The sequence below is a fragment of the Exiguobacterium sp. s91 genome (assembly GCF_018618915.1).
Taxonomy (GTDB): domain Bacteria; phylum Bacillota; class Bacilli; order Exiguobacteriales; family Exiguobacteriaceae; genus Exiguobacterium_A; species Exiguobacterium_A abrahamii.
The window spans coordinates 2,173,294-2,186,025 of the sequence record NZ_JACSMZ010000001.1; the positions used below are offsets into that span (position 1 = coordinate 2,173,294).

Below are 12,732 nucleotides of genomic sequence, written 5' to 3' on the forward strand. Positions count from 1 at the left end.
AAAGAACAAGAGCCTACACGATGGATTCATCGCGTAGGCTCTTTCTTGTTTATTACTTTCGAGCGTAGTATTCACCAATCACAAGCGCCAAGGCTGCCCCACCAACGACATAGAGGGATCCACTGAAGAAGAATCCAAGTAGCGTCAGGACGATGCATTGACTGATTGCTGCGAAGCGGATGATTTTCCGTTTCGCCTGTACAGCATTTCCAAACGGTAATAGACGAGTCAATAGGTGTTGGTCCACTGCCTTCGTGAACGGTGCTAGCTGAAAGCTTGTAAGTCCTGCAAACGCAGGGATTGCAAGCGCAACGAACAACTCGTTACCGTTTGCCAACCACATGAACACGACCCCAATCAATGTCAAACGAACAATCAATCCGATGCCGTCCCCACTCCGGATGAACTGTTTGACATACAGGTAATCGAATGTCGTTTGCGCTCGATGTGGAATCCGCTCGACCATGTTACTTAAGAGACGACGGCGTTTATACGTTGCTGTCAAATGAGGTACATCGACGAACCAATTTGCTAGTCGGTAAAAACGATCGCGCGATTCCTGCTCAAGTGCAATCCATTCGCGTAGAGGAAGATGGTCCTGACGCTTCAAATGGAGTACGACCATTAAGAGAAGTGCGACGACGATTGTCATCCACGCCATATCGATGATGACGAGTAGCGCCGCTCCGAACGCATACAGCAACACCGTCCGATGTGCGATGCCTTCAAGCTTGGATAAATTCGCAGCCGCTCCGAACAAAGCAAGTGCTACCCCAAGTAAAACAAGTTCAAGTGGTGTCGTCTGTTCCGTTCGAACATAGAGAACAACGACAGCTAAAAATGGAATCACGGCACGGATGATACCAAAGACCGCATTGTACGCTCGTACTTGTTGCATAAACCCTGATAACTTCGCTAATACCGGTAACAAAAACACTTGGTCCGCCTCAACGAGAAACGTCCGACTCGTCCGGTAGAGCGGTAAAATCAGAAACAAGGCTGCCATGACGAACCGACCAGGAAACGATGGATCGAGTTGGTCGAGGAAACGACCGTATACGACTAAACCGTACAAAATAACGAAGTACACGGTGAATAATAGTCCACCATTCGCCATATACCTTGTGTATTTCACCGTCTCGGTCATCGCCGCCTGATACCGTTCCCTCCATAAGGACTGGCTGCTCATCGTTCCGCCTCCTCGATTGCAGCGACGTACAGATCATCCAGCGTTCCATCTTGCAGTCCATATCGTGCGCGTAAAGCAGCTGTCGTCCCTTCCGCTGCAATGTGACCCTCATGTAAGAGTACGAAACGATTACAATGCCGTTCTGCTGTCTCAAGGATATGTGTTGACATTAAGATCCCTTTTCCATCCTGTTTCAGTTCACTAAAAATCTGTAATAACTCGCGAATCGCGAGCGGATCTAGTCCAACAAACGGTTCATCGACGATCAACAGCTCACTCCCTGTGACGAGTGCGCACAAGATCATCGCTTTTTGTTTCATTCCTTTTGAGAAGACACTTGGAAACCATTCGAGTTGCTTCGTCATCCGAAGTCGTTCAGCGTAATGTTGCGCGCGTTCTGTCGCGATCGCTTCTTCGACATCATATCCTTGCGCCATCAGACGAAGGTGCTCCCGTAATGTCAGTTGTTCATATAACATCGGTTGTTCTGGAATGTATGCAACTTGGCGACGATACTCGGTTTCGTTCGTTGCTAAATCCATTCCATTGATTCGAACTGATCCCGTCTTGACTGGCAAAAGACCGAGTATGTGCTTGATAGTCGTCGATTTCCCAGCACCGTTTAAACCAATTAAACCAACGAGTTCACCCCAATCCACTTCGATATTAATGTCATGAAGGACGGTTTTCGATCCATATCCGCCTGATAAACCTTTGATATCTAATAACATGTTCGCCACTCCCTTTAGGCTCATCGTAAAGTAGATTTGCTTCGTTTTTCTAGCTTAACGCCTAGTTTTTTAAAATATAATGTTTTAATACTTGTTTTTTCGGCAATTACTCTAAGTGTAATCGTTACATCAATATATGAAAACGATTTACATGTAAATTGAAAGTGAAATCAATGAATCGTCCATTCATTCTCTATCAAGTGGTCTAATTGTCTAGTCATTTAAAGAATGAACGATTTCAGATTTTTTCATTTTCGCACGTGTTTATAACTGCCTGAAAACAGGTAAAACTAATATGTAGAGGAGATGTTTTAAAATGGGTTTCTTATGGGCACTCATCATTGGTGGTCTCATCGGTTGGATCGCAAGTTTAATTATCGGGAAAGATGTGCCGGGTGGCATCATCGGTAACATTATCGCTGGTTTCATCGGTTCGATGATCGGTCAAGCCATCTTTGGTTCAATGGGACCAAAAATCGCTGGTTTCGCAGTCATTCCGGCTATTCTCGGAGCAGTCATCTTGATCTTCATCGTCTCACTTATTCTCCGGGCAGTACGTAAGTAATCATATATCTTAAATTGAAAAGGAGTGTTTTAAATGGGATTCTTATGGGCATTAATCGTTGGTGGTATTATTGGTTGGTTAGCAAGCTTGATTTTAGGTAAAGATGTTCCAGGTGGTATTATCGGTAACATCATCGCTGGTTTCGTTGGTGCATTGATTGGTCAAGCATTATTCGGAGATTGGGGTCCAATGGTTGCTGGATTCGCAATCGTACCTGCTTTACTCGGAGCTATCATTCTTATCCTCATCGTATCGTTCATTCTCCGTGCGGTGAATAAACGATAACCAAAAATCCTCGGACGTTCTGTCCGAGGATTTTTTTAGTCTTTTAATTGTAACCACATGCCGTCTTCTCGCTCGACGACACGTTTTTCTGCTCGCAGATTCAACCATTCGAACACACCTTCGAGAAAACTAGACGGATACTCCCAAACCGTACCGACTTGCTCTCGCTTCTTTCGTTCAGGTTTTCCAGCGATGGCTTCCAGTTCATCCGGAGTCTTATTCAATCGGATTAACAATTCTTCTACCTGCCCCGACTGATAGGTTACTTCATATCCATCGTACCGCGCTCGATTGGCAACGGTCGAATCAGGCGTGCCGAACGTATTCTCAAACGAGTCACGCGAACGTCCAAGATAGCCAGTCATCGTATCGATACTTTTTCCAGTCCGGGCTTTCACTTCCGTCTCAAGTAACGTTTTGATATCGACTGCATATTCGTTCGAAACGGTCGTATTGAACCGATCAGCTAATTTAAAGTCGACTGTCGCGTTCGGTTCATCTCCGAGTTGTACAGTCTTTGATTCCTGGACGGTCTGTCCTGATTGTTCCGCACTTACTTGAATATCGTACTCTCCAGGAGAACGCTTGACTTCAAGGGATTTCTGATCGATCGTCCCGACTTCTTCTCCATCTAGTGAAACCTTCGTTCCCGGTAGATCACTCGAAACGGTTAACCGTTGAGGATTCACATCGAGAGAGTACCGATCATACCAAAGCCATCCATCCTCTTCTTGTAACGAAAACAGATGTGTCTTCACTTGCTTACCTGCGTCTTGATCCTGTTTGACTTGTGCGATGACCCGGTCCGTCCGCTCTGCATCAGCCGTCAACCAATTAACGAGTCGCGTCGCCTCACTCATCGGTAGTGACTTATCGTTCATCGTGACTAGCTTTTGGAATCCACGCTGATCCTTTTCCTTTAACAAGGTAGCAAGACGCTCGTCTGTTTTCTCCATTTTCGCCGCTTCTTGCATGTTACGCCCAAACCAAAAGGCAACCAATAAGAAAAGACCGACGACGATAACGCTACCGACGAGCAGACGCCGTTTTCGTTTTTTTTGTGCCGTCGAGGCTACTCGTGATGCCATGCAGTTCGCTCCTTCCCTTCAGTAGCTGTATGTTTCTAAGTGTATCGGGTTCAATTTGACTGTCAATCGTGCGGAAGTCGGAAACTTTCCGTATACTAATGTTATCTTACCCAAAGGAGTGAACGTTCCATGCAAAAAGAGTCATGTATCTTCTGTAAAATTGCTCGCAAAGAAGTCCCTGGTCATATCGTATTCGAGAACGAACAAGTTCTCGCCTTCCTCGATTTGTCACAAGTGACGAAAGGACATACGCTCGTCATCCCAAAACAACATGCCGATAATTTGTATGATCTTTCTCCTGAACAAGCACAAGACGTATTTGCGACGATCCCGCAAATCAGTCGTGCGCTTCAACAAGAGACAGAGGCAGCTGGCATGAATCTCTTATCGAATACAGGAAAAGTAGCGGGTCAATCGGTCTCCCACTTCCACCTGCACCTCATTCCGCGTCACGATAAACAAGACGGTTTCGGCGCGAAATGGGAAGTTCATAATGACGATTACACGGTAGAGGAATTGGCTGAACTCGCTAACTCGATCGCTTCTCGCATCTAAGTCTGTTCTTTTTCTTCTATTCTTAGAAAAATATTGCCGAAATAGGTTTCTTTCATTCGATTTTCGGTAAAATAATATGAAACAAATATTTTAATATTAAAAAGGAGGTTCAATATGTCGAAGCGTCCCGCCCGTAATTGGGTCGCTTTTGGTGCTACGCTAACACTTGTGACTTTTTACGGTCTGAAGGCGCTTCGCCAAGGTACGAAAAGCGACTCTTCGAACGGTCATCAACGTCGAAATTCTTATTCTACAATCGTAACGAATGTGCAGGATTTGACCCAGGAGGGCAAGAACTTAGTAGAGACAGCAAAAGCGTCTGGTATGCACTTCAAAGAAGAAGTCATGCAGAGCGTCTCGGAATACCAAACGGAAGTCCAAGCATCGCTCACGAAGATCCAGTCTCTCGCTGATGAAGCGAAACAGGAAGCAGACCAGCTTTCTCCACAAAAGTAAGATCCGTTGCTTCGATTTGTTTTTGTATAGTTTGCATTTTGCGCGTTTGAGCCATTGTCACCTTTCGAAAGGATGAGTCAGATATGGAACACGAAAAGTTATATCCTGGACAAGAGGCTTTGTTGTATAGCCACAAGATTGTCCAGTTAAGCAAAGCACTATGGAAAACGGTAGAAAAAGATTGGCAAAATTGGATCAAGCCTTTTGATCTGAACATCAATGAACATCATATCTTGTGGATTTCGCACGCGCTAGGCGGTGCCTCGATTTCAGAGATTGCGAAGTATGGTGTCATGCACGTCTCGACGGCGTTCAACTTCTCGAAGAAGTTAGAAGACCGCGGACTGTTGACGTTCTCAAAAAAGGAAACAGATAAACGAAATACCTACGTCCAGTTGACACCAGAGGGCGAATCACTCTTGCTTGAGACGATTCAAGCGTTCCGCCCTGAAGAAAACGGTGTCTTCCGTGCATCACTTCCTCTTCAGGAACTGTACGGGAAGTTCCCGGAATTAACGGACATTTCTGCGATCGTACGTCGCTTGTATGGCGACAGCTTCATGGACATATTCGCTGAGACATCAAAGATGATCACAGAAGAAGCAGATCGTCGCCCTCAAGATCCAGTCATGGACTCAATCAAAAAAGCATAACCTTACTAAAAGCGTTTTAGCCTCTAGCTAGAATGCTTTTTTTAGGTCTTTTTTCCTCATGACAAGGACATTACTACTATGTCTCAAGAGCGTTATTTCCCTCACAATTTCCCATAAAAATTATCCTCAACCGGCTACTTGGATGTGATAGCATGGAAAAGAGCAAGTATCTCTCGGCATGACAAGATACAGCTGTCAACCAGACGAGAATATGATATGATAAAACGGTTGAAATAAATGGTAAATTAGGGGTGTATGTATGAAAAAGAAATTGTTAGGCGCAGCAGCAGTCGCAAGTGTATTTACGTTAGCAGCATGTGGATCAAATGACGAAGCCGTCATCAATTACAAAGGTGGCGAAGTCAACAAGGCTGACGTCCAAGAAGAAGCATACGAAAAAGCTGGTGCTCAAATCGCCTTCCAGCAAACGATGAACAAATTGCTTGAGAAGAAATACGGCAAAGAAGTCACGGATAAAGAAGTCGAAGCAGAAGTCAAGAAGACAAAGGACCAGTTCCCGGATAAAGAGCAGTTCAGTACAACATTGAAATCTGCTGGAATCAAGAACGAAAAAGAATTCGAGAAAGTTCTTCGCACACAAATGCTCTTAACGGAAGCAAAATCTGCGAAATCAAAAGTAACAGATAAAGAAATCCAAGAGCGTTTTGACCAAGAAAAAGTCGAAGTTAAAGCAAGCCATATCCTCGTTGCGAAAGAGTCAGAAGCAAAAGACATCAAAAAACAATTGGATGACGGCGCAGACTTCGCGAAACTCGCAAAAGAGAAATCAACAGATACAGGTAGCGGTACAAAAGGTGGAGACCTTGGATACTTCACAAAAGGTAAAATGGTCAAGGAATTCGAAGATTATGCGTTCAAGGATGGCGTTGAAGGTAAAATCTCCGATCCAATTAAAACACAGTTCGGTTACCACATCATCAAAGTAGTCGATCGTAAAGAAAAGAAAGACTTTACACTTGATAAAGAAAAATCACGCATCAAAAAAGCACTTGCTGAAGAAAAAGCAGCACAAGTCAACCCGAACGATATCTACCGTTCACTCATGAAAGAATACGATGTTAAAATCGAAAACAAAGACTTCAAGGATGCTTTTGATTTAGACAAACAAGAACAACAACAAATGCAACAACAGATGATGCAACAACAACAGCAGTAATCAAAAAAGGAAGCCTTTAGGGCTTCCCTTTTTTGTGTCGTTTTTTCATATGATTAATAGTTAGCGTACCGTCCGAATCGGTGCTCGTTCGTATTGTTTCGGCAAGGCGACCGTGTCTCCTAGTTCGGCTGCCGCATGATAGACCCAGTACGGTTGGCGAAGTAGTTCACGTGCGAGCAGTACGATATCTGCTCGACCGTTACGGACGATTTCTTCTGCATGGGCAGCTGTCGTAATCAATCCAACCGCGCCTGTTGCAATACCTGTCTCTCGTTTCAACTCTTCTGCATAGCTCACTTGATAGCCTGGATACACTTCCGGTACGGCATTGGCGACGACAGCCCCTGAACTGCAATCGAGTAGATCGATGTTACGTGCGGCTAGTTCTTTTGCAAGTGGAATATAGTCCGTTGCCGTCATTCCTCCTGTTGCGTGATCCGCTGCTGAAATCCGGACCCAAATCGAAAGCTTCGAGACGTCCTGAATCCCATCAATGATCTCTAGCAACAAGCGCATCCGATTTTCAATCGATCCACCGTATTGATCATCGCGGACATTCGATAACGGAGAGAGGAACGTGTTCAATAAATAACCATGAGCCCCATGAATTTCAATGAAATCGTACCCTGCTCGTTCCGCACGTAGTGCTGCATCGATGAACTGTTGTTTGATCGTTGCGATTTCCTCAAGCGTTAATGCTCGCGGATGACCGTATGTGTCATCAAACGGTAAAGCACTCGGTGCGACGGGTGGTTCTGCCGTCGTACTTTTGCGCCCAGCATGGGCCAGTTGAATGCCTGCTTTTGCCCCCGCTGCTTTGACTTGCTCTGCGATCCGTTGTAGTCCTTCGATATGCGCATCTGACCAAATCCCAAGGTCACCGGCTGAAATACGACCGTCTGGCGTGACGGCACTCGCTTCTAAGATGACACCACCGACACCACCCATTGCACGGGTTGCATAGTGCGTGACATGCCAATCCGTAACGAGTCCATCTTCTTTTGCACTGTACATACACATCGGCGCCATGATGACCCGATTGCGGAATGTCAACGTTCCGAGTTGAACCGTATCAAACAACTTCGTCTTCATCTTTTTTCCCCCTTATAGCTTCGGACGATAAAAAGCACGATTATCTAGTGCAAATGATCGTTCCGAGAACTGTCCTGGCTCGACATATTCAAGGAGACGATCCATCATCGTCATCCGTGCATCAAGGTTATCGATCAAGAACAAAACTTCTGCCTCGCGCATCTGTGGTGCGACGGCAGAACCCCATTCCGGTCGTCCGTGATGACTTAAGACGAGATGTTGCAAGACCGTCAGTACTTCTGCGTCAATTTGTAATTCTGCTCCGACTTTCTCAAGTTCCGCTACCATCATCGTAATATGACCGACGAGTTTACCAGGCAACGTATATTCCGGTGCAACCGGATCGGATAACTCCTTGATTTTCGCATAATCGTGCAGAATGATGCCACTGATTAGCACGTCACGGTTTAAGGTCGGATAGAGTTGAGCGATTTGATCCGCTAGACGCAACATCGAAAGGACGTGGTATGACAGCCCCGAGTAAAAAGCATGATGGTTCTTGACCGCTGCCGGATGCGTGAAGTAGGCGTCGAATCGTGAAGTAATCAAATGTTTAACGAGCTTTTTCATATCACTGTTCTGAATCGATTCTACGAACGCGAGTACTTCCGTCTCGATCTGCTCTCGCGGAATCGGCGCGGATTGGACATAGTCCTCGACATTCGTCTCCGCTAGGACCGTGATTTGTTTGAGCTTGAGTTGTGTCCGTCCCCGATAGTCCATGACTTCTCCAGCAGCATGGACGATCGACTTCGGCGCATATTTTTCAAGATCACTCGTATCCCACATCTTCGTCTCGATTTCGCCTGTCTTATCCGTCAAGATGAGCGTCAAGTATGGTTTCCCATTTGCTGCAATTCCTTTGACCGCTTGCTTGATCATCGCTCGTTGATCGAGCGTTTCTCCAACTGCTAATTTACCAATTCCTTTCATACTTGAAACACGTCCTTTATCTGTAAAATAGGTGTCTTTTTTATATTCCATTGACTACACTTAAGGCATATACTATTTCATTCTACTATATGGGAGTCATGAACATGGAACTGGAACCTCAATTTAATTGGTCCCGCTATCTCGATTTAGCTGACTATGAACAAACCTTTCCGACGGCTGCCGTCGACCAATCCGAAATGGACTGGGTCACACAGCTGCGATCGAAAGACATGAACTTCACCCGCTCGGAAAAAGGGGTTCTCTATGGCGCTGTCGTCACCTGGCAAAATCCTGTCGACAAAAGTGACCGCCGCTCGATTTGCTTTTACGTAACGAAAGAAAAACTCATCACAATCGGATTGTCGGATTCAATCGTGTCCCTGGTCGCTCCCTATTCTCCCGCGCATCCCTTTGCGGCTTTTTATACGATTCTTGCTTTACAGCTGAACACGTATTTTGCCGGTATCGATCAGTTTGAGACGGAACTGTTCTCAAGACAAGATGAACTGCGCGGTAGCATCAATGAAGATTCACTCGATAGCATCTTCGCTTTACGCGACACGATCGAGAACTGGTCCGATTTAATCGTTCCGTTTCAAGAGCTCGTCATGGCTGGCGAAGAATCATTTCTCGATGAGGACGCGTATCTCGAGGATCTCTCGTTGAAACTAGCTACGAAACGTGTCCGCCGTCTGTTGATGCTCATCGAACATTATCAAAAAGACATTGAGGTCCTGCTCGACTTATCGACGACCGTCTCGAACTTCCGTGGAAACGAAATCATGAAGGCATTAACAATCTTTACTGCCGTCGCGACACCAACGATGGCTCTCGGTGCGATTTGGGGGATGAACTTTAAAATCATGCCGGAATTAGAATGGAAATACGGTTACGCCCTATCCCTAGGACTGATCTTTCTCTCGACCGGTGGCATCTTCTACTGGATGCGCTGGCGCGGATGGTTAGGCGCTCTTGTTCGGATGCCAAAGAACAGTCGACCAAAAAAATAGATATCAGAACATAAGTTCGTTATACTAATTGTATCATATCTACTGAAAGGAGACGCTTGTACGATGGAACGAAAAATCATTCATATTGATATGGACGCCTTTTACGCTTCCGTCGAGCAACGCGATCGTCCTCGATTAAAAGGTGTTCCCGTCGTCGTCGGTGGACCGCCTCATGCACGTGGTGTCGTAGCGACCTGTTCCTATGAAGCACGGAAATACGGGATCCATAGCGCGATGCCGTCAAGACGTGCCTTCCAGCTTTGCCCCCGTGCGGTCTTCATTCGTCCCCGCTTTGACGTCTACCGAGCTGTCAGTGCGCAAATCATGGCGCTTTTTCGAGAAGTGACACCGCTCGTCGAGCCTCTCTCGCTTGATGAAGCGTATCTTGACGTCACGGAAAATTATTTTGATCAAAAAAGTGCGACCTATATCGCGCAATATGTTCTTCAGCAAATTAAAGAACGGACAGGTCTGACGGCCTCTGCTGGTGTTTCGAACTCTAAGCTCGTCGCGAAGGTCGCTTCCGGATACGAGAAACCGAACGGCTTGACGGTCGTTCCTCCAGAGGACGTCCTCAGTTTCTTGTCTCCATTAAAAATTGGAGATTTACATGGCGTCGGAAAAGTCACGGAACAAGCGTTACGAAAGCAAGGGATTGAAACCGTCGCAGATGTCCAAGCAATGCCGGTCGAACAATTACGAGCAATACTTGGACGTGATCGCGGAACGGAACTGCATGCGATGGCACACGGGATCGACGAGCGTCCGGTTCGTCCGGAACGCGAGCGAAAATCGATTGGTTCTGAGACAACATTTGAAGAAGATACGGAGGATATCGATACGATATTTGAGACGTTGATTCGAGAATCAAAATCCGTCATTGCGAGTCTTCAAAAAAAAGAACTCGTCTGCCGGACGATCACGATCAAGTGGAAGACCGATACATTCCAGTCACGTTCGAAACGGCATACATTTTCAGAAGAGACGGCGGACGAAGAACGATTACTTGAGGAAACAACGAAACTGTTCAATGGCATCACCTTCGACAGACCGATCCGCTTGATTGGTATGACGGTCAGTCACCTGACTACTCCTCCAGCTGCGAGACAACTGACGTGGCAGGATATGGACTTACGCTTGTAAAATGAATAGTGATTCACTATACTAAATACAAGACCAATCGGACAAGGGAGGAACAAGTATGCAGTATACGATTACAGTCTTTTCAGATCGTGGTGAAACGTTACTCGATGACGTCTTTGAAGCAGAAACAGATGGACAGGCACGAGAAAAAGGGATTCGGCGTCTTAATGAGAGTGGGTACGCCCATCATGCAGCACGTGTCACACGTTCCGGTCGTCTCATTCATTTCGAGCGCGCTTATTTGCCACGGATCGTCCCTACTTCATCTTGAGCCATACAAAAAAGGAAGACTCGCCACTATGGCCGTCTTCCTTTTGATTACTTATTGAACGTCGTCTTGTTGCTCCATCATTGGCGCGTAGAGTTCTTCTAACGGCTTCATGATGATTTGTGTGACTTCCGTCAGCATCGTGTGCATCCGTTGCTCTTCTTGCATCAGCTGACTGATTAGTGGGTTGTTTTGTACTTCAAGCATCTTTGTTTGGGCAGATGCCATATCGTCTGGTGTGATTTCTTCACCTTGCATCTGTTTTTGTTGTAATTCGAGTTGGATGTTACGGAACGACGCGAACAATTCGTTTGATTCCGGATCCGCGTTAACTTGCGTGTACAAGTCTTTTAATGTCGTATACTCCGAAGTTTCACGTAATGCACGCTCCAGTGTGTACGCGTGATCGTATAAGTTTGTTTCTGCCATGAGTAAAACCTCCAATTTGTTTAGACGAGATAAAGCCCCGCCTGTATCAATCCAATTAAACCACCTAACAACCCTCCAAGCCAAGTGATAGCCCGGAATTCTCGCTTAGAAATCGATAAGACGATTTCTTCGAGATATGCAGTATCCAGCAAACCGACCTCTTCTCGAACAATCGTTTCGAGATCGAGCGTCTGCAAGATTTGCCCGATTTGATTCGTCGTCCGTTCGAATAGATGATCGATGACGACAGGGACATGTTGCTCGAGTAATTGTGATTCGAGTGGATTCAACCAGACGCGTAATGGTGTAGCAAGCATCGATTCAATCGGTAAACGCGCCAAGACTTGTTCTTTGACGGTCTGTCGAATCCGCGACTCCGTCTCTTCCGTCATATAGGACGACAGTGGACGATCCAGTCCCTTTTGCCATTCCTGACGTAATAAGGCAAGGATGAACTGAGACGTCGACTCTGATTGAAGTACCCGTTTCAGCTCCGGCTGAATCATATCAACGACGTTGACGTTCGCGAGCAACATCCCGAACATCCCACCTCCGAGTCGCTGTTGGATGAAACGAGCAACCGTTTCCTCGAGTTGTAGACGTCCTTCTGGTCCATCAAAATATTCCTCTGCTTGGTGCAATACGGATGTGATGAGTCTTGGCATGACCTCCTCGATTTTTTGTTCTCCGGCTTCCCCGATCAACTCGCGTAAGGATTTTTCACGCCATTTACCCATGAGAAGCGAAAACTCCTGCTCCAAGTGATAACTGATTTTCCCTTGGATCCGTTGTTTGGGTTCGTCGATGAAGCGACTAATCCACGCTTCCGTCGTCTCTTCCGAGCGTGTCCATTTCATGACTTCTTGTTCGACAAGTCGCGTGACGGCTCCACGAACAGCTGGTGATGCGAGACGTTTCCCGATCCCTTCTGGCGTCAAAAGATGCTTGACGACCGTCCGTCCGAGATTCGCTGCCAGTTCATCCCGCCGTTTAGGAATCAGACCCGGCGTAAAGGGTACGCGAAATTTTCCGATGTATTTCGGTTCAAGTGGTCGAAATAACATCCGAATCGCTAGATGATTCGTGACTGCGCCAATCAGGGCCCCAATGACAATGATTCCGACAAGTTTCAATACGAGTAAAAACGTATCTGACATA

The 12,732-nt window shown here is 46.2% G+C and carries 15 protein-coding genes and 1 pseudogene; 9 read left to right on the forward strand and 7 right to left on the reverse strand.

Annotation, left to right across the window (positions count from 1 at the left end; genetic code table 11):
• Positions 1–52 precede the first annotated feature (52 nt).
• Positions 53–1,189, reverse strand: a complete 1,137-nt coding sequence (locus KNQ06_RS11230) for an ABC transporter permease (RefSeq protein ID WP_214768906.1) — start codon at positions 1,187–1,189, stop codon at positions 53–55.
• Entirely contained in the window at positions 1,186–1,920 is a 735-nt protein-coding gene (locus KNQ06_RS11235; protein WP_215148205.1) for an ABC transporter ATP-binding protein, read from the reverse strand. Before KNQ06_RS11235 ends, KNQ06_RS11230 begins: the two co-directional genes overlap by 4 nt.
• Before the next feature lie 316 nt (positions 1,921–2,236).
• On the opposite strand from KNQ06_RS11235, the gene KNQ06_RS11240 reads away from it, so the two are divergent.
• Positions 2,237–2,485, forward strand: a complete 249-nt coding sequence (locus tag KNQ06_RS11240; RefSeq protein WP_023467349.1) for a GlsB/YeaQ/YmgE family stress response membrane protein — start codon at positions 2,237–2,239, stop codon at positions 2,483–2,485.
• Between the two features lie 33 nt (positions 2,486–2,518).
• The gene (locus KNQ06_RS11245) at positions 2,519–2,770 is read left to right on the forward strand and encodes a GlsB/YeaQ/YmgE family stress response membrane protein (protein WP_029340936.1); all 252 of its coding nucleotides are present in this window, start codon (positions 2,519–2,521) and stop codon (positions 2,768–2,770) included.
• A gap of 35 nt (positions 2,771–2,805) precedes the next feature.
• Here the strand turns inward: KNQ06_RS11245 and KNQ06_RS11250 are convergent, their stop codons facing one another.
• Positions 2,806–3,858: a TcaA second domain-containing protein gene (locus KNQ06_RS11250; protein WP_215148207.1), complete on the reverse strand. Its 1,053-nt coding sequence runs from the start codon at positions 3,856–3,858 to the stop codon at positions 2,806–2,808.
• Positions 3,859–3,984: 126 nt separating this feature from the next.
• Here KNQ06_RS11250 and KNQ06_RS11255 point away from each other — a divergent pair.
• From KNQ06_RS11255 to KNQ06_RS11270, 4 genes and pseudogenes are all read left to right on the forward strand, one after another.
• Positions 3,985–4,413 (forward strand): annotated as a pseudogene (locus KNQ06_RS11255) (HIT family protein); the annotation flags it as partial.
• Positions 4,414–4,527: 114 nt separating this feature from the next.
• On the forward strand, positions 4,528–4,869 hold the full coding sequence (locus KNQ06_RS11260; protein WP_023467345.1) for a hypothetical protein: 342 nt from the start codon (positions 4,528–4,530) through the stop codon (positions 4,867–4,869).
• An 83-nt stretch (positions 4,870–4,952) separates the two neighbouring features.
• Entirely contained in the window at positions 4,953–5,522 is a 570-nt protein-coding gene (locus KNQ06_RS11265) for an HTH-type transcriptional regulator Hpr (protein ID WP_023467344.1), read from the forward strand.
• Positions 5,523–5,781: 259 nt separating this feature from the next.
• Positions 5,782–6,699 carry a peptidylprolyl isomerase gene (locus KNQ06_RS11270; RefSeq protein ID WP_050677713.1) on the forward strand — a complete coding sequence of 306 codons (918 nt, stop codon included), beginning with the start codon at positions 5,782–5,784 and terminating at the stop codon, positions 6,697–6,699.
• 60 nt (positions 6,700–6,759) lie between these two features.
• On the opposite strand, the gene namA is transcribed toward KNQ06_RS11270, so the two are convergent.
• Positions 6,760–7,791 (reverse strand): NADPH dehydrogenase NamA, encoded by a 1,032-nt coding sequence (gene namA / locus KNQ06_RS11275; RefSeq protein WP_214768902.1) that lies wholly within the window; start codon positions 7,789–7,791, stop codon positions 6,760–6,762.
• Between the two features lie 12 nt (positions 7,792–7,803).
• Complete coding sequence (locus tag KNQ06_RS11280) at positions 7,804–8,724, reverse strand: HD domain-containing protein (RefSeq protein ID WP_214768900.1); 921 nt, start codon at positions 8,722–8,724, stop codon at positions 7,804–7,806.
• A gap of 104 nt (positions 8,725–8,828) precedes the next feature.
• On the opposite strand from KNQ06_RS11280, the gene KNQ06_RS11285 reads away from it, so the two are divergent.
• From KNQ06_RS11285 to KNQ06_RS11295, 3 genes are all read left to right on the forward strand, one after another.
• The gene (locus tag KNQ06_RS11285) at positions 8,829–9,734 is read left to right on the forward strand and encodes a magnesium transporter CorA family protein (protein WP_023467340.1); all 906 of its coding nucleotides are present in this window, start codon (positions 8,829–8,831) and stop codon (positions 9,732–9,734) included.
• A gap of 63 nt (positions 9,735–9,797) precedes the next feature.
• The gene (dinB, locus tag KNQ06_RS11290; RefSeq protein ID WP_214768897.1) at positions 9,798–10,877 is read left to right on the forward strand and encodes a DNA polymerase IV; all 1,080 of its coding nucleotides are present in this window, start codon (positions 9,798–9,800) and stop codon (positions 10,875–10,877) included.
• A gap of 58 nt (positions 10,878–10,935) precedes the next feature.
• On the forward strand, positions 10,936–11,148 hold the full coding sequence (locus KNQ06_RS11295; RefSeq protein WP_214768889.1) for a YhzD family protein: 213 nt from the start codon (positions 10,936–10,938) through the stop codon (positions 11,146–11,148).
• Between the two features lie 51 nt (positions 11,149–11,199).
• Here KNQ06_RS11295 and KNQ06_RS11300 read toward each other — a convergent pair whose 3' ends face one another.
• Together KNQ06_RS11300 and KNQ06_RS11305 are read right to left on the reverse strand one after the other, a co-directional pair.
• Positions 11,200–11,574 (reverse strand): YlbF/YmcA family competence regulator, encoded by a 375-nt coding sequence (locus KNQ06_RS11300; RefSeq protein WP_023467337.1) that lies wholly within the window; start codon positions 11,572–11,574, stop codon positions 11,200–11,202.
• 20 nt (positions 11,575–11,594) lie between these two features.
• Positions 11,595–12,731 carry a DUF445 family protein gene (locus tag KNQ06_RS11305; protein ID WP_214768886.1) on the reverse strand — a complete coding sequence of 379 codons (1,137 nt, stop codon included), beginning with the start codon at positions 12,729–12,731 and terminating at the stop codon, positions 11,595–11,597.
• Position 12,732: the final 1 nt, after the last annotated feature.